This window comes from Algoriphagus yeomjeoni, from assembly GCF_003259505.1.
GTDB classification, from domain to species: domain Bacteria; phylum Bacteroidota; class Bacteroidia; order Cytophagales; family Cyclobacteriaceae; genus Algoriphagus; species Algoriphagus yeomjeoni.
The window spans coordinates 1-17198 of record NZ_QLLK01000018.1 but is presented as its reverse complement, the minus strand read 5'-3'; the positions used below and the strand labels follow the sequence as shown (position 1 = coordinate 17198).

Below are 17198 nucleotides of genomic sequence, written 5' to 3'. Positions count from 1 at the left end.
AAGCCGAAAGTTCACTAAAAAATTCTCAAAAAAAAATCCGAACCGTGGTTCGGATTTTCTCTGAAACAGGTCGAGATAGAAAAATGGATTAATGTTACAATCCGAGTTTGAAAAAGTCTAATTCTATTGAAAAGTTGTTTAATCACCAGATTAAAGTTATGAACTTCAGTTAATTAAACAAATTATTGTTTGGTTTTTTTGGAACAAACCGAAATAAACTTACAACAAATCGATCTATCTAGATCACCCTCCTACAAATAGAAAAAAGGATGTTTTCATTTCAACCATGGCATATATTAACGTTTCAATCGGGAAATCAAACTAGAAAACCATCCTTGCCCACTCTTTCTAAACTTCAATGAAACGCGATGTCCTCGATTAAATTTGACATAAGAGAAGGTTATTTTTCGAGGAATTGAATGGATAGACACGCCTGTTAGATGCAAAGCGATGGGCAGAATCAGTTGATCTCGATGCGAATAATCTTTAAGTAGCTCTGACCACTTTTGTTCCAGCTTTTCTACATCCTTTGATTTATCCCTAACCATCACTCCAGTCTCAAACAGACCCAAATCATCCTTGAAGCCATTTAGCTTGGCAAATTCCAAAGTGGAATTTACGTTTTCCTCCAAATCTTTTTTCTTCCGAATCACTTCCATCCCTTCAGCCCACAAGGTAGCTCGCTTGGGATGCACCGTTGTCAATAATCCACCATGAAAGTGATTTTTCAACAAATCGGCTGGATCTCTGATAATCTCCATATTCCCGTCTATATAGATGGAGATATCATACCCTTTGGTATAAACACAGCTGTTAATTTTTATCTGCCGTTGCTGCTTAATCGGATTAGGACTTTTGGGAACTACCTTTGTCTCCCAGCCATCAACTTTGAAATGAGGATCATCCGTAAACAGCCAATAATCAAAGCCAGGAAAAATTCGCGCTGGCCTCACCTTATCATAGTTATTGGTGACTATGGTATAGATTAAAATCGGATTCATTAAATAGAAGTAAATAAGGTGAATTCTTAAATAAGCTGGCCTAGAAAAGCAGTTTTATCAATACTCTTATCGGCAAATTATTTACAATATTTCAAAATCCCTGAATTTTAACTTACATAAATAAGTACTTTTAAATTCGGCTTCAGGCTCTTTGAACCAGAAGAACGACCTAAACAACCCCAAACAATTCCACTTAAGCTAATGGCAAACTTCCAAATTAAATCTGGATTCAAAAAATTTTGGAAAAACCTTCGATTCAACCTCAGCGCATCTGACAATTATATTTTTCTGTTTTTCTATCGATATCTCTACGCTCCAAAAAAAGGTAGTTTACCTGATTTTATTTCTCAATACTCCTTATCCAAAAAAGGTGATTTTCATGTAATTCAGATCGGCGCAAATGATGGAATCACACATGACCCAATTCATAAATTCATCAAAAGAGATAGATGGAAAGGAGTGCTGCTAGAACCGCAACCTGATGTATTCAGAGAATCTCTAAGTAAGATTTACAAAAATCATCCCGGATTAACTCCGTTGTGTGCTGCAATTGGCTATGAAGATGGCTCTCAAAAACTTTACAAAATTGGGTTTAGCACTATGAGATGGGCAACTGGACTGGCTTCCTTTTCAGAAGAAAAAATAAAAAGCCTTTTTGACGAGGGGATAGTACAGAAAAACTGTGAGAAGAATGGATTAGAAATCCCTAGCGACCCTGATCAACAGATTACGTCTGAAGAAGTCAAGGTAATAAGTCCTGAAACACTTATCAAAACCTACTCAATTCACCAAATTGACCTTCTCCAAATAGATGCAGAAGGCTTTGACCTTGAAGTCGTGAAGATGTTTGATGTGCCAAAAACCAAACCGAATGCTATAATTTTCGAAAACGAAAACCTCAACCCGCAGGATCTGGAGGAATGCTATCAACTACTTCGGTCTGAGAATTACAACCTCAAGGAATTTGGCAGAGATACCTTGGCTGTAAAAAAAGAGTTAACTCAATTCGAGCATTTTTTTCAATAAAATCACTTTAGGTGAAGACGATCAAATCTTATCCATCCCCTTCCAGAACTTCAGAAAATAGTATTTCAGTGGATTGCTATATTTCAATTGCTTCCAAGGCCTGCTTGCATGTGGTCTGTGCCAAACCGGAGCATTCATGAGCACATGATTCTTAAAACCAAGTTCAATTGATTTCTTTGAAATAAAGGTATCGTACCAATCTTTTGCTTCATCCAAACCCAAAAAATCGTAGGCCTTCAATAAATCTGTAGAGAAAAGTGTGCAGCAAAAACTTAAACTTCTGGACGTATCGATCACTGATTCATTCACTCCTTTGAATTTTAAATAAGGAAAATTCACCACGTCTTTTTCATCGACTGTCACAGATCCCACCAAACCTGACTTTACCGATGATTTTTGAAATTTTAGCAAATCCTCAATAGTAGTTGACCTGACGACCACATCAGACTCAATAACCAAAAGGGGCAAATCAGACCCATTTGCCATTTTCTGAGCGGTTTGTAGCACCAGTTTATAGTTTGGTGAAGGATGATCGGTTAGGTCCTCCAAGTGAATCAACTCATAACCAATCTCAGCTTGGTTTTCTTCCAGACCTGTCTTGGTCTCTGCAGTACTGAAGTCATTAAAAATAACATGCCTCACAGGCACGGTGGATCCTGCAATTGCTCTTGCTGTATCCAAGGTAGTTTCAAGAGAATTCTTAACAGGAGTGATTACAATAACGTCAGCCATAGGGTAAATTTTCCCAAAAATAGACCTTTCTACTGAGGCAAAAAATAACCCCGACTATTGCCGGGGTTAAGTATTGATATTTTTAAGCTAATTCAGCTAGTGCTTTTTTCATCCTACCTAAAGCATCTACTAGCTCCTCATCAGAAGCTGCATAAGACAGTCTGATACAATCAGGAGCTCCGAAAGCAGCCCCAGTCACCAAAGACACGTGTGCTTCTGCCAAAAGGTAAAGACAAAGATCATCTGCGTCTTTTATATTATGTCCTTTGGCTGACTTGCCAAAGAAAGCTGTCACATCTGGGAAGAAATAAAATGCTCCTTCAGGAACATGAGTTTTGATACCAGGAATAGCACGAAGTAAATCCAGTACTAAACCTCTTCTTCTAAGATAAGCATCAGCCATTTCGGTTGTTGGCGTTTGATCACCAGCGATACCCGCCAAGGCAGCTCTTTGAGCAATTCCCGTTCCGCCAGAAGTAAACTGACCTTGTATTTTCTCTACAGATTTTGCCATCCAAACTGGCGCGCAGATATAACCAACTCTCCAGCCTGTCATCGCATATCCTTTAGAAAATCCATTGACAGTGATGGTTCTTTCAAACATTCCAGGGAAGGATGCGATGCTGTAATTTCTTCCTGCAAAGTTGATCTTCTCATAAATCTCATCAGCGATCACCATGATATTTTCATGCTTCAAAACTACAGCAGCAATTGCTTCCAGTTCTTCTTTGCTAAATACCGATCCCGTAGGGTTACATGGAGATGAGAAGATCACACCCTTAGTTTTAGGAGTGATCGCAGCTTCTAGCTGAGCAGCAGTGGCTTTGAAGTTGTTTTCCAAAGTACCTTCGATCAATACAGGAACTCCGCCAGCCAACTTGATGATCTCGGCATAGCTCACCCAGTATGGAGAGAAGATTACTACCTCGTCTCCTTCGTTGACCATACACATGAATACATTCGCGATGGAATGCTTTGCTCCGGTAGAGACTACTACATTCTCTGCTTTAGCTTCAGTGATTTCATTTTCTTCGCGAAGCTTCTTTGCGATAGCTTCTCTCAAATCCTGATAACCCGCTACGGGTGGATATGAAAAGTACTTTCCTTCGTCGATTGCATCTTTTGCAGCCTCTTGGATATGCTTTGGTGTCTTGAAGTCGGGCTCACCTAAACTAAGGCTGATGATGTCAACTCCTTGTGCTTTCAGCTCCCTTGCTTTTTTTGCCATCGCAAGAGTGGCTGATTCTTCCATATTGATTATCCGGTCTGATAAAATAGAGTTCATTGTTTGAGAGATTTTTTTTACAAATTCCACAAAAGTAGAGAGAAGATTATAAAATCTAAACAATCGATGGGTTTTGATCTCGAAATGTTACTTTTGAACAAAATACTCCGAAGGATATTGCGTTTTTCTAATACATGAGTAGATATTATATCAGTTTTATTTTCTTGCTATTTATCAGCAAGGTTTCTTTTGCCCAAAACGAAGAGGAAAAAACCAAATCAGATCCTGATTCCAGTGGTGTGGTAAACTCTAGGTTGCTACCAACAACTATGCCTTTGCTACTTTTTGACGACTCAAAAGAGAAGGAAGAAAAGAAGGAGAAAAAGAAGAAAGCACGCAAGAATGAGTGGTTTGGTATCAAAACCAGAAAGGGTTACACTCGTCAAGAAATTCGTGGACAGCAGATTTTTGAGCACTTCAATTACACAGACGCAGATAGACGTCCTGATCCTTATATCCGAGATGTATATTGGTTCGATCCACAGGAAAAAAGTATAAAAACCAAAGACTATGTAGCTGGCAATGGCTACCTACTTCATGGACCTTATGAGCGGGTGATCAATGAGGAAGTGGTAGAAAGCGGCATGTTTTACTACGGCACTAAACACAAAACTTGGATGCTCTTCGATGCTAACAATGTGCTTCAGGATAAAAATCACTTTGAGGCTGGCTGGCCTCGGGAATCAAGAACTCGATACTTCGATCAATCTTCAAAGACCATTCAAGAAATAATTCCTGTTCAATACGGGTTGGAGGAAGGAAACTACTTTTACTTCTATGAAGACAAACAGGTGGCCGTCACTGGAGAATATCAATATGGCGAAAAAGTAGGTCTTTGGACAGAGTACTGGGACACGAACAACACAAAAGCGATTCGAAAGCGGGAAATCCAATATCAGGAAACTGCTTATACAAAAAATTTCCGCCCTTACATTCGTGCTGAATGGGATAAGGACGGAAATTTAGTGTATCGAAAAGATAATTGAATCTTAGTCTGCCGATCTAGGTCATGGTTGACTTCTTGATTTCTTAAAATTTAACTGGGGTGCCGTTTAGTAAAAAGCATCTTCAAAATGCCTAAAATTGATTTTTCCAGCCCGGTCTTTGTAAACGCCTATGATATCAAAGCGGATATCCTTATGCCAATCATTTTCAAAAATGTAATGATCTGCGGCTTTTATTAGCAGTTTACGCTTTACCGAATCGACAAACTCCTCCGCAAAACCAAAGCCAGTACCAGATCTGAATTTAACTTCAACAAAAATTAAAAGACCACGATGCTTTAAGATCAAATCGATTTCCGCGTGTCCAAAACGATAATTTGTATCTAGTAATTCGTAACCTTTCCCTACTAACCAATCTGCCGCCTGTTGCTCTGCGAGTTTTCCGGAATCGTTGTGCTCAGCCATCTTGGATATTTGTTTAATTTTGAAAAATCAATGAACGAACCCGTTTTGAGTTCAGTTGAAAAGTAAATCCCTCGGGACTAGCCGAATGAATGAAATTATCAATAAAAAAGTAGAATTCCGAGATCTCGGACAGCTGGATTATCAAGAAGCCTGGGACTATCAGGAAAAACTCTTTGCGGAAACTGTTGCACTAAAAATCAGCAATCGTCCTTTGGTTCTTGCCGAGCAATCCCCGAGTAAAAATTATGTACTTTTTGTCGAGCATCCTCATGTTTACACGTTGGGGAAAAGCGGAAAGGAAGAAAACTTGCTTCTGGATGAAAACGGGCTGAAAGATCATAATGCACAGTATTATAAAATCAATCGTGGTGGTGACATCACCTATCACGGGCCAGGGCAATTAGTCGGGTATCCGATTCTTGATCTTGACAATTTCTTCACTGATATTCACAAGTATTTGCGCTTTCTTGAAGAAGCAATCATTTTGACTTTGGCAGATTATGGAGTTCCAGCTGGGCGAATTGAAGGATTAACGGGTGTTTGGATAGATCATTTGGAACAGAAAAATCCGCGGAAAATCTGTGCGATGGGTGTAAAATCAAGTCGATGGGTGACCATGCATGGTTTTGCACTGAATGTCAATTCTGATGTAAGTTACTTTGGTCACATTATCCCCTGCGGAATCGACGATAAAGCAGTCACATCACTGCACCTCGAATTGGGACGTACAGTAGAAATGCAAGAGGTCAAAGTTCGAGTAAAGCAACATTTGATCGACTTATTTGAAATGGAGAGTATAGAATTTATATGAAGAAAGACATTGATTTCAGTCCAGTGACTGGAGTAAAGCTAGCGATAGCAAAAGAAGAAACCGCTTCAGGAACCGAATGGGCTGTATATATCATCAACTTGAATTTGATCGAACTTAAGAATGTGATGATCACTTCTAAGGGCTACGGTGAGATAAATGGAGAAATGAAAAAGACTTCCACGCTTCGCCACGTAATCGATGAGCTTGGAGAGCAGGCTGTAGCTAAAGTTGAAGCAATTGATCCTTCGGTTTTTGTTTTGAACAATGAGTTTTGGGTGAGTTATTATATAATGGATCAGATTTTTGATAAAAAGTTTATCTTTACTTCAGGCAGTTTCGATCCAGGATTCATCAAGATGATTCCCGAAATTGGGCTAGAAGGAGTTCTCCACTCATAATAACAGCTTATGGCAGATTTTTTTGATCAACTAAATGACATTCTTTTTCTAGATATAGAAACAGCCTCATTGACTGAGAAATTTGAAGAACTGCCAGAGCGTATTCAAGATGAATGGCTAAAGAAAGAGCGGCTTATCCAATCTCCAGAACATCTTCACGATCCAGGCGCTTTATATTTTGATAGGGCAGGCATCCATGCTGAATTTGGACAGGTAGTCTGTGTAGGCGTAGGCTATTTCCAATGGAAAAAGAAAGACAAAAAACTGGCATTCAGATCGAAATGTTATGCCCATGAAGAGGAACGGGAACTTCTTTTGGAGTTTAAAGCTTTGTTAGAGAAGAAAAAATGGATTCTTTGCGCCCATAATGGTAAAGAATTTGATTTTCCATACCTCTGCCGCAGAATGCTCATCAATGGAGTAGCTTTGCCAGAGCCTTTGCAGATCTCAGGGAAAAAGCCTTGGGAAGTTCGTCATCTTGATACGATGGAGCTTTGGAAGTTTGGAGACTATAAACATTACACCCGCTTGGAGCTTCTAGCTTCAGTTTTTGGAATTCCATCTTCAAAAGATGATCTTGACGGGAGTCAGGTCAACACTACTTTTCATCTGGAAAAAGACGTAGAAAAAATCAAAAAATATTGCCTGAGAGATGTGGAAGTCACAGCTCGTGTATACATGGCTATGCATCCGCAGTCGGATGACTTAGAAATAGAAATCATCCATTTAGAAAATTCAAAAAAAGATCACAAAGATTAATGGTTGCAGGGACATAAATCTTTTTACCTTAACCCTAATCAACAACCCAAATCATGGGAAGAAAACAACACAGAAAAAACAACAGTAAAAATCAAGGAGGAAAACAAACAGACGCTGCCAGCTTGGCCCGTCGAATCCTTCAATTTTTAGATGCACATTTTGGAGAAGAATTCAACTCCAAGCAGATTATTAAGAAACTTGAAATCAGAGATGCCCTTACAAAAGGCGGTGTGGAACCTGTACTTAGCAAGTTGGTACAGGCTGGATCAGTCTCTCGAAACCCAAGAAATTATTACTCATCCACACAAGATCCCGAATTTATTGAAGGTATTGTGGACTTTGTAAATCCAAGATTCGCATTCATTGTCCCACTTGACCCAGAAAAAGTCGATGGAGATATTTTGGTCAAAGAAGCCGACACGAAGCAAGCGCTCGATGGGGACAAAGTCCGGGTGATGGTCTATCCGCTCAAGGGTAAAACCGGTCGAGTGGAAGGCAAAGTACTAGAGGTGGTAGAAAGTAATCGGGATGAATTCGTAGGGCGTGTAGAAATATCTCCACGTTTTGCTTTTGTAGTTCCTGATTTCAAGAAAATGCACAAAGACATCTTCGTACATAGAGGAGAACTCAATGGAGCCCAGCACGGAGAAAAAGTAGTAGTCAAACTAACCGAATGGAGAGAAGGCGACAAAAACCCTACTGGGGAAGTGACACGTGTCCTCGGGAAAGCTGGAGAGCATGAAGTAGAAATTCATTCCATCATGGCCGAATTCGGATTGCCATTCGAATATCCTGAGGAGCCGGAGAAAGAAGCTGAGGCTATTTCTGATAAAATAACTGCAAAAGAGATCAAGAAGAGAAAAGACTTCAGAGATGTATTGACTTTCACGATTGACCCAGCAGATGCGAAGGATTTTGATGATGCTATTTCTTATAGAAAGTTAGAAAATGGTAATCACGAGATCGGAGTTCACATCGCAGATGTAACTCACTACGTGCAACCAAAAACGGCTTTGGAAAAAGAAGCGTACAATAGAGCAACTTCCGTCTACCTAGTAGATAGAACCATTCCGATGCTTCCTGAGCGATTGAGTAATGGACTTTGCTCACTTCGTCCGCATGAAGACAAGCTGACTTTTGCCTGTGTATTCGAAGTGGATGACGAAGCAAATGTGAAGAAACATTGGATTGGCAGAACTGTTATCCATTCTGATCGCAGGTATGCTTATGAAGACGCGCAGGAAAATATAGATAAGCAGTCCGGCGATTATTTCGAAGAATTGACCTTACTAAATGTGATGGCGAAGAAAATCCGTCAACGAAGATTCAAGCAGGGTGCTGTTAACTTTGAAACAGTAGAAGTCAAATTCAAGCTGGATGAAAAAGGCACGCCACTTGGTCTAATGATCAAAGAGCGAAAGGATATCCATAAACTTATCGAGGAATTCATGCTACTTGCCAACAAGTATGTGGCTGAGTTCATTTTCAATAAGAATAAAGGAAAAGACACTTTTGTCTATCGTACCCACGATTCTCCGGACATGGAGCGCTTGGACACATTCTCAGGTTTTGCAAAGCGATTTGGACATGAGTTCGAAATCGAAAATGAAAGAACTATCTCTACTGCATTAAACAAATTAATGGAGGAGATTCAAGGTAAGCCTGAGCAGAACGTTCTGGAGCAACTTGCGATCCGAAGCATGGCAAAAGCCAAATATACCACCGAGCCAAAAGGGCACTTTGGTTTGGCGTTCGCCCACTACTCACACTTCACCTCTCCTATCCGTCGTTATCCTGATATGATGGTACATAGGTTACTCGAGCTATATCTTGAAAATGGCAAGTCCCCAGATGCTGAAGCCTGGGAACAAAAATGTGTGCATTCCTCAGAGCGAGAAAAAAGAGCTGCAGACGCAGAAAGAGCATCTATCAAATACAAGCAAGTAGAATTTATGTCACTTGCAGAAGACAAAGATTACGAAGGAATTGTGGCAGGCGTAACCGAGTGGGGGGTGTTTGTGGAAATCACAGAAACCAAGTGTGAAGGCATGATTCGAGTGCAAGACATGGATGACGATTACTATGATTTTGACCAGAAAAATATGAGACTGGTCGGTTCGAAAACAAAAAAAATGATCACTTTGGGCGACAAAGTGAAGGTCAGAGTAGTTAATACCGATATTGACCGTAGAACGATAGATTTGGAATTTGCCGATAATGACAAGAAAAAACCACGCGCACGAGTTATTAGGTAAGCTGGAAACATTCATCCAGAACCTCCCAAGTGCTTTAGAGTTAGGAAAAACACCCCAAGAACTTTATGATCCCATTACTTATATTTTAAGCTTGGACGGAAAGAGAATCCGTCCTTTGCTTAGTTTATTGGCCTATGGTATCTATAAATCCAACCCAGAAGAAATCCTCAGTCAGGCTGCAGCGGTAGAAGTTTTTCACAATTTCACCCTGATGCATGACGACATCATGGACGATGCACCGCTGAGACGGGGAAAAGATGCTGTGCATGTAAAGTGGAACAAAAACGTCGCGATACTTTCTGGGGACGTGATGCTAGTCAAAGCCTACGATTTACTCTTGCCAACTGAAGCAGAGAAGCTTGGTGAAGTCATACGACTCTTCAACAAAACAGCGTCTGAAGTATGCGAAGGACAACAGTTCGACATGAATTTTGAGTCTTTGGAATCTGTCCAGGAAGAGGAATACCTGAATATGATCCGCTTAAAGACAGCTGTACTCTTAGGTTTTGCGCTGCAATTGGGTGCTTTGCTCGCCGGAGCCGATAAAGAAGATGCTCAGAAACTTTATGATTTTGGTGTAAATGTAGGCGTGGGCTTTCAGCTTAAAGATGACCTATTAGATGTCTTTGCAGATCAGGCAAAATTCGGAAAACAGGTTGGTGGTGATATCATTTCAAATAAGAAGACATTCCTGCTGATCAAAGCTTTAGAATTGGCTGAAGGTGAAGATTTAGAAGCACTAAACTACTGGATCACTCAAACCGATTTTGATAAAGAAGACAAAGTAAAAGCTGTAAAAGGAATTTATGAAAAGCTAGGCATCAAAGTGATAGCTGAAGCCAAAATGAATTCTTATTTCAAGGCTGGATTTTCCCAGTATGATGCTATACATTTTAAAAACGAAGACTATTTTCTTGAACTCAAAAAAATCACACAGGACCTAATTCACAGAGAAAAATAAATGGAGTTATCAATTACAGTTGTCCTGATTATTATCACAGCAATAAGCAGTTACTATGGAATCAATAATGCAGCCTTTATGGAACGCTGTATGTTCATTCCATATAAAATCAAGAGAAACGGTCAATGGGATAGATTTATAACTTCCGGATTCATCCACAAAGACTACATCCATCTTTTCTTCAACATGTTCACCTTCTACTTCTTTGGTGGAGTGGTCGAACAAATATTAGCATACAAGTTTGGGGTTCCTTTTGGCGGAGCAATTTATGTCCTGTTCTATCTTTTGGGTATTATTAATTCGGACATCCCAACCTATCTGAAAAATCAGGATAACAGCTACTACAGAGCGCTTGGTGCATCTGGGGGAACAGCGGCCACTGTGTTCGCAAGTATTATCATCCTTCCACTTTCGGATATTTGTTTATTTGGGATTCTATGCTTACCCGGATTTATATTGGGTGTATTATTTCTAATGTACTCGTATTTCAAAGGCAAAAATCAAGATGATGCTATCAATCATGATGCGCATTTGTATGGAGCGATCTTTGGAATTGTGTTTATTCTTATCGTTTCCCCTAGCAGTGCTTTGACGTTTATCGATGAGGTAATGAGCTATAGACCGTTTTAATAAAATGAAAATCTCTATAAAAAGCCTGACTAATTAATAATTAGTCAGGCTTTTCTATGATAATATACCTTGAGTTAGTTAAGTTACTTTTTCAATGCTTAAGCGCTTTTGTTCCAAGTCCTAAGTTTTAAAGCAACCTTCCAATACACATGCGATGTTATTGGAAAGTATTGTACTTTTTAAAATCTCATCATCTACTCAATTGGCACAAAGGCAGAAGGCACTCTTTACGAATTCATTTCGGGCTTTGTGGCTAAAAAAAATCACAAAAAAAGCTCCTTTGAATGAAGGAGCTTTTAGTGTTGGTTGATTGCTTATGTTAAGCTTCAGCTGGCAATACGCTTACGTATGATCTGCCATCAAATTTCTTTCTGAAGGTAACTACACCATCAGATGTTGCGAACAACGTATGATCTTTACCAAGTCCTACATTCTCACCTGGGTGATGCTTAGTACCTCTTTGTCTTACGATGATATTACCGGCGATTACTACTTCGCCACCAAATTTTTTAACACCCAATCTCTTAGATTGAGAGTCTCTACCGTTTCTGGAACTACCGACGCCTTTCTTATGTGCCATGGTTTTATTCTTTTATAGTCTTCGAAAAGAAAACTTAGAGTGTAATACTTTCTATCAAAACTTTGGTGAAATCTTGTCTGTGACCGTTCTTCTTTTTGTAGCCCTTACGACGCTTCTTTTTGAAGACGATGACTTTATCACCTTTTACATGATCTAGGACCTTCCCAGATACCTTTGCTCCAGCCAAAAGGGGAGCGCCTACAGACACAGTTCCATCAGCCTCAGCTAATAGTACCTGGTCGAAGTCGATGGAAGCGCCAGTTTCTAAATCTAGCTTAGGAGCGTAGACAAACTGATCTTTCGTTACTTTGAACTGCTTTCCTGCGATGTTTACAATTGCGTACATAGTTCTTGATTCTTTTGAAATCGGAGTGCAAATATAGGAAAGTTGATTGAAACAAAAAAACAGGCTTCAGAAATATTATTTCCGCTTTAAAGGCAAACTTTGCATTTCGTCATCTTTTAAATAATTCCAACTTAAAAATTCCGAAACAAAAGGCAATTTTATTGATAAATCATTGGGGAAATTTTCGGTAATTTTTACTCAACATATTGATCATCAAAATATTGAAGTGCAAAATTATTTATCCAAAATACTTGAATAAAGTTCAATTTCAGTCTTGAATTTTGGTTGAAAATCTTTTTCAAAATTATTTGATTTTTTTTCAAACCCCTAAAAACAAGCCAATCAATTAATCAAAAGCTATATTTGAATATGCCTAACTAATTGATATTATATGTTTTATATACTTTTTGACTTTCGTTCAGAAAAGGCCTTAAAGAGTAACTTCACAGGTTTTATTTCCCGATTTTGATTCACATATTTGCTCAAAGGCTGTTCTAAAAAGGCAGCCTTTCTTATCCCAAATCCTTTTGGGATACCATTATATAAGCATTACTCCATTACGATTAACTAACCAAGTAGCATGCAGTACGAACCAATATTAGAAGAGAATAAGAATCGCTTTGTTTTATTCCCAATTCAACACAACGATATTTGGCAGTATTACAAGAAAGCCGAAGCTAGTTTTTGGACAGCTGAAGAGATTGACTTAGGTCAGGATATGGTTGACTGGAAAGCATTGAATGATGGTGAGCGTCACTTCATATCTCATGTTCTTGCGTTTTTCGCAGCAAGTGACGGAATTGTAAATGAAAATCTAGCTGAGCACTTTGTTTCTGAGGTTCAATATACTGAAGCAAAGTTTTTCTACGGTTTTCAGATCGCGATGGAAAACATCCATTCTGAAACATACAGTCTTCTTATCGATACTTATATAAAAGATGCGTCTGAGCGAGACAAATTGCTTAATGCAATCGAACATATTGACTGTGTAAAGAAAAAGGCAGACTGGGCTTTGAGATGGATAGATAATGGAAACTTCCAAGAGAGACTCATCGCTTTTGCTGCGGTAGAAGGAATCTTCTTCTCTGGTTCTTTTTGTTCTATTTTCTGGCTTAAGAAAAGAGGATTGATGCCAGGTCTTACCTTTTCTAACGAGCTAATTTCTAGAGACGAAGGACTACACTGTGACTTTGCTTGTCATTTATACACACAGCATTTGAATAATCAATTACCAAAAGAGACGGTAAGAGAGATTATTAGAGATGCAGTTGAGATCGAAAAAGAATTTGTCACTGATGCGCTACCTGTAAGACTTATAGGTATGAATTCAGACCTGATGTGTCAATACATAGAGTTTGTAGCAGATAGATTGCTTGATGAACTAGAGTGCGATAAAATATGGAATAGCACAAATCCTTTTGACTTCATGGATATGATCTCCCTTCAGGGTAAAACCAATTTCTTCGAGAAAAGAGTGGGAGACTACCAAAAAGCAGGAGTAATGAAAACAACTGAAGGGTCAGACGATTCACCAAGATTCTCCATTGGTGAGGACTTCTAATTAATCCAAACTTTTCCATCAACCTAAAAATCCCAAAGAAATGCTAGTATTAAAAAGAGACGGAAGACGCGAATCAGTACGATTCGATAAAATCACGGCAAGAATTGAGAACCTTTGCTACGAGCTAGATTCAAAATTCATTCAGCCAATTGATGTTGCCAAAAAGGTAATCGATGGACTTTATGACGGTGTATCAACTACTGAGCTAGACAATCTAGCTGCTGAAGTTTGTGCATCCCTGACAGTGAAGCATCCAGATTATGCAATCTTAGCAGCAAGAATTGCCATCTCCAATCTTCATAAAACTACTAGCCAGTCTTTTTCAAACACAATGAAAAGACTGTATACTCACGTGAATCCAAAGACTGACGAAAATGCAGCCTTGTTGGATCCAGAGGTATATGGTATCATAAAGAACAATGCTGCGAAACTAGATTCAGCGATTGATTACAAAAGGGATTTTGGGTATGATTATTTTGGATTCAAGACTTTGGAGAGAAGTTACTTGATTCGCTTGAATGGAAAAGTTGTTGAACGTCCTCAGCATATGTTAATGAGAGTGGCCGTTGGGATCCACAAAGAGGATATGGAATCAGTAATTGAAACTTACAACCTTCTTTCTGAGAGGTGGTTTACTCATGCGACTCCTACCCTTTTCAACGCTGGTACTCCTAAGCCTCAGCTTTCCTCTTGTTTCTTGCTTACTATGAAGGATGATAGCATTGATGGGATATATGATACCTTAAAGCAATGTGCTAAGATTTCTCAATCCGCTGGCGGTATTGGACTTTCCATCCACCACGTAAGAGCGAAAGGATCCTATATCAAAGGCACGAACGGCGTTTCCAATGGTATTGTGCCAATGTTGAGAAACTTCGATATGACAGCCCGCTATGTGGATCAAGGCGGAGGAAAACGAAAAGGAAGTTTTGCGATTTACCTCGAGCCTTGGCACGCTGATATCAAAGATTTCTTGGAGTTAAAAAGAAATCATGGAAAAGAAGAAATGCGAGCTAGAGATTTGTTCTACGCACTTTGGATCCCGGATCTATTTATGAAGCGTGTTGAGCAAAACTTAGAGTGGTCATTGTTTTGCCCTCATGAGGCACCGGGACTTTCTGATTGTCACGGAGAGGAATTCGAGAGACTTTATGAAAAATATGAGCGTGAAGGCAAAGCTCGTGAAACTATCAAAGCACAAGAGCTTTGGTTTGAAGTATTGGAATCTCAAATCGAGACTGGTACTCCGTACATGCTCTATAAAGATGCTGCAAATGGTAAGTCAAACCAAAAGAATCTTGGTACGATCAAGTCATCCAACCTGTGTACAGAGATTATTGAATATACAGCACCAGACGAAGTAGCAGTATGTAACTTGGCATCAATAGCGCTACCGAAGTTTGTAACCTCAGGTCCTGATGGGAAATTATTCTTTGATCATCAAAAACTCTACGAAATCACTAAGGTTGCTACCAAAAACCTAAATAAGGTTATCGATGTAAACTACTACCCAGTAGAAGAAGCTAGGAAATCAAACTTCCGTCATCGTCCAATAGGATTGGGCATTCAAGGTCTAGCTGATGCATTCATTATGCTCAGAATGCCTTTTGAATCTCCTGAAGCAAAAGGTCTGAATGAGGATATCTTCGAGACAATGTACTTTGCCGCAGTTGAAACCTCTATGGAGTTAGCTAAAGTTCAAGGAACTTATGAAACATATGAAGGTTCTCCAGCTTCTAAAGGTGAGTTACAATTCGACCTTTGGGGAGTAAAACCAAAGTCAGGAAGATGGAACTGGGCTGAGGTAAAAGAGAAGATAAAGAAGTATGGCATGAGAAACTCTCTGTTGATGGCTCCGATGCCAACTGCTTCTACCTCTCAGATCTTAGGCAACAACGAGTGCTTTGAGCCATACACTTCTAATATCTACACTAGAAGAACCCTATCAGGTGAGTTCATTATTGTTAATAAGCATTTGATGAAAGACTTAATAGCATTAGGTCTGTGGGATGATACCATGAGAAATCGCCTTATTTCCACCAATGGTTCGGTACAAAACCTACCTGGGATTCCACAGCACATAAAAGATATATACAAAACAGTTTGGGAAATCTCCCAGAAGGTCATCATTGACTTGTCTGCAGATCGTGGAGCGTATATCTGTCAGTCTCAAAGTATGAACGTATTCATGCAGGATCCGAATTTTGGTAAGTTAACTTCTATGCATTTCTACGCTTGGAAGAAAGGATTGAAAACAGGTATGTATTACTTAAGATCCCAAGCAGCAACAAGTGCTATCAAATTCACGCTTGACAAAACTGGTTTTGAGCCTAAAGTTGAAAAGGCTCAGCAAGAAATTGTTGAAGTAAAATCACAAAAACAAGATGCTATTGCATGTTCTCTAGATGACCCAGATAACTGCGAAATGTGTGGAAGCTAAAATATAAAGTTTACGAATCACCAAGAAAGCGTTTGAGAGATCAAGCGCTTTTTTTATAACTTATTGCCAAATAAACACTAAAACATGGACCCAAACCAGATTGACAAAAAGTTACAGAAATTAGAAAATGATAAAGTACCCTTATTTGGAATTATGACACCACAGCATATGGTTGAGCACCTAACCATCACTGTGAAGATTTCATACAACCGTTTAAAGATTCCTGAGTTTGAGTTGAGTGAAAAGCAAAAATTCCAGAAAACAGCACTTTTAGAAAGTCCAATGGAATTTCCTATAGGTATAAAAGCGCCTGGCTTGAAGGCTGGTGACTTAATGCCTCTACGAAGTTCCAACCTAGATGAAGCGAAACAACAACTCATAGCTAGCATAAAAGCTTATAATACCTACTTTGAACTTGATCCTCATGCAACAACTGTTCACCCAAGGTTCAGCTCTCTAACTTATGAAGAGTGGGAAATATTTCACCCAAAGCACTTTAAGCATCATTTCAAACAGTTCGGAATCTGGGAATAACCTGAAGCATGAATAGCCTTCTCCTAAATTTTGACCAAATTGAGAAACATCATCAGCCTCTATTTTACCCAATAATAAATAGTTTTTCTTAAAGTCTAAGCCACTAAAAGCCAGTTCTAACAGCTGGCTTTTGCCTTAAAAATGAGGTATTGACCTTAATAAATGAATGAGTTGGCATACAAAAAAGTATATAAAACCAAAACCCAATGGAATTAACCATCGGGCTGAGGATAAATGAAGCTGCATTGGATTCCTATGGTTGGCTGTTCTTCCGGGTTTTGTATTCACTTACCAAAACAGGGGGTAACGCAAAAAAGCCAGTCCCGAAGGATATCGGGACTGGCTTTTGAATAAATGAGGCGGCGACCTACTCTCCCGGGTGTAACCCCAGTACCATCGGCGCTGCAGGGCTTAACTTCTCTGTTCGGGATGGGAAGAGGTGGGACCCCTGCGCTAGGCCGCCTAAATTG

General features: G+C 39.3%; 18 protein-coding genes and 1 rRNA gene. 12 read left to right on the top strand and 7 right to left on the bottom strand.

Going from position 1 to position 17198, the window contains the following annotated elements:
• Window positions 1-296 precede the first annotated feature (296 nt).
• Window positions 297-1001, bottom strand: a complete 705-nt coding sequence (locus LV83_RS20130) for a DUF616 domain-containing protein (protein WP_111613366.1) — start codon at window positions 999-1001, stop codon at window positions 297-299.
• A 201-nt stretch (window positions 1002-1202) separates the two neighbouring features.
• On the opposite strand from LV83_RS20130, the gene LV83_RS20125 reads away from it, so the two are divergent.
• On the top strand, window positions 1203-2027 hold the full coding sequence (locus LV83_RS20125; RefSeq protein ID WP_111613365.1) for an FkbM family methyltransferase: 825 nt from the start codon (window positions 1203-1205) through the stop codon (window positions 2025-2027).
• A 21-nt stretch (window positions 2028-2048) separates the two neighbouring features.
• On the opposite strand, the gene LV83_RS20120 is transcribed toward LV83_RS20125, so the two are convergent.
• Window positions 2049-2759: a glycosyltransferase family 2 protein gene (locus LV83_RS20120; RefSeq protein ID WP_111613364.1), complete on the bottom strand. Its 711-nt coding sequence runs from the start codon at window positions 2757-2759 to the stop codon at window positions 2049-2051.
• An 82-nt stretch (window positions 2760-2841) separates the two neighbouring features.
• Window positions 2842-4044 (bottom strand): pyridoxal phosphate-dependent aminotransferase, encoded by a 1203-nt coding sequence (locus LV83_RS20115; protein WP_111613390.1) that lies wholly within the window; start codon window positions 4042-4044, stop codon window positions 2842-2844.
• A 134-nt stretch (window positions 4045-4178) separates the two neighbouring features.
• Between LV83_RS20115 and LV83_RS20110 the strand changes: the two genes are divergently transcribed.
• Window positions 4179-5030 carry a toxin-antitoxin system YwqK family antitoxin gene (locus tag LV83_RS20110; protein ID WP_111613363.1) on the top strand — a complete coding sequence of 284 codons (852 nt, stop codon included), beginning with the start codon at window positions 4179-4181 and terminating at the stop codon, window positions 5028-5030.
• Between the two features lie 66 nt (window positions 5031-5096).
• Here LV83_RS20110 and LV83_RS20105 read toward each other — a convergent pair whose 3' ends face one another.
• The gene (locus LV83_RS20105; RefSeq protein WP_111613362.1) at window positions 5097-5453 is read right to left on the bottom strand and encodes a YraN family protein; all 357 of its coding nucleotides are present in this window, start codon (window positions 5451-5453) and stop codon (window positions 5097-5099) included.
• Window positions 5454-5538: 85 nt separating this feature from the next.
• Here LV83_RS20105 and lipB point away from each other — a divergent pair, with 85 nt between their 5' ends.
• The 6 genes from lipB to LV83_RS20075 are packed head-to-tail and all read left to right on the top strand — an operon-like array spanning window position 5539 to window position 11267.
• The gene (gene lipB / locus LV83_RS20100) at window positions 5539-6264 is read left to right on the top strand and encodes a lipoyl(octanoyl) transferase LipB (RefSeq protein ID WP_111613389.1); all 726 of its coding nucleotides are present in this window, start codon (window positions 5539-5541) and stop codon (window positions 6262-6264) included.
• Window positions 6261-6662, top strand: a complete 402-nt coding sequence (locus LV83_RS20095; protein WP_111613361.1) for a hypothetical protein — start codon at window positions 6261-6263, stop codon at window positions 6660-6662. The genes lipB and LV83_RS20095 overlap by 4 nt, the downstream gene beginning before the upstream one ends.
• 9 nt (window positions 6663-6671) lie before the next feature.
• Window positions 6672-7421 (top strand): 3'-5' exonuclease, encoded by a 750-nt coding sequence (locus LV83_RS20090; RefSeq protein WP_111613360.1) that lies wholly within the window; start codon window positions 6672-6674, stop codon window positions 7419-7421.
• A gap of 53 nt (window positions 7422-7474) precedes the next feature.
• Window positions 7475-9676, top strand: coding sequence for a ribonuclease R (gene rnr, locus LV83_RS20085; RefSeq protein WP_111613359.1), 2202 nt, complete (start codon window positions 7475-7477; stop codon window positions 9674-9676).
• Window positions 9639-10637 (top strand): polyprenyl synthetase family protein, encoded by a 999-nt coding sequence (locus tag LV83_RS20080; protein WP_111613358.1) that lies wholly within the window; start codon window positions 9639-9641, stop codon window positions 10635-10637. Before rnr ends, LV83_RS20080 begins: the two co-directional genes overlap by 38 nt.
• Entirely contained in the window at window positions 10638-11267 is a 630-nt protein-coding gene (locus LV83_RS20075) for a rhomboid family intramembrane serine protease (RefSeq protein WP_111613357.1), read from the top strand. It begins immediately after the preceding gene.
• A 319-nt stretch (window positions 11268-11586) separates the two neighbouring features.
• On the opposite strand, the gene rpmA is transcribed toward LV83_RS20075, so the two are convergent.
• The gene (rpmA, locus tag LV83_RS20070; protein ID WP_111613356.1) at window positions 11587-11847 is read right to left on the bottom strand and encodes a 50S ribosomal protein L27; all 261 of its coding nucleotides are present in this window, start codon (window positions 11845-11847) and stop codon (window positions 11587-11589) included.
• A gap of 34 nt (window positions 11848-11881) precedes the next feature.
• A complete protein-coding gene (rplU, locus tag LV83_RS20065; RefSeq protein WP_111613355.1) occupies window positions 11882-12193 on the bottom strand; it encodes a 50S ribosomal protein L21 in 312 nt (103 codons plus the stop codon).
• A gap of 580 nt (window positions 12194-12773) precedes the next feature.
• On the opposite strand from rplU, the gene LV83_RS20060 reads away from it, so the two are divergent.
• From LV83_RS20060 to LV83_RS21445, 4 genes are all read left to right on the top strand, one after another.
• Window positions 12774-13754, top strand: coding sequence for a ribonucleotide-diphosphate reductase subunit beta (locus LV83_RS20060; RefSeq protein WP_111613354.1), 981 nt, complete (start codon window positions 12774-12776; stop codon window positions 13752-13754).
• A 40-nt stretch (window positions 13755-13794) separates the two neighbouring features.
• Complete coding sequence (locus LV83_RS20055) at window positions 13795-16194, top strand: ribonucleoside-diphosphate reductase subunit alpha (protein ID WP_111613353.1); 2400 nt, start codon at window positions 13795-13797, stop codon at window positions 16192-16194.
• 84 nt (window positions 16195-16278) lie between these two features.
• Window positions 16279-16728 carry a DinB family protein gene (locus LV83_RS20050; protein WP_111613352.1) on the top strand — a complete coding sequence of 150 codons (450 nt, stop codon included), beginning with the start codon at window positions 16279-16281 and terminating at the stop codon, window positions 16726-16728.
• A 206-nt stretch (window positions 16729-16934) separates the two neighbouring features.
• Window positions 16935-17078, top strand: a complete 144-nt coding sequence (locus LV83_RS21445) for a hypothetical protein (protein WP_158530504.1) — start codon at window positions 16935-16937, stop codon at window positions 17076-17078.
• A 4-nt stretch (window positions 17079-17082) separates the two neighbouring features.
• On the opposite strand, the gene rrf is transcribed toward LV83_RS21445, so the two are convergent.
• A 5S ribosomal RNA gene (gene rrf, locus LV83_RS20045) occupies window positions 17083-17194 on the bottom strand.
• Between the last annotated feature and the right edge of the window lie 4 nt (window positions 17195-17198).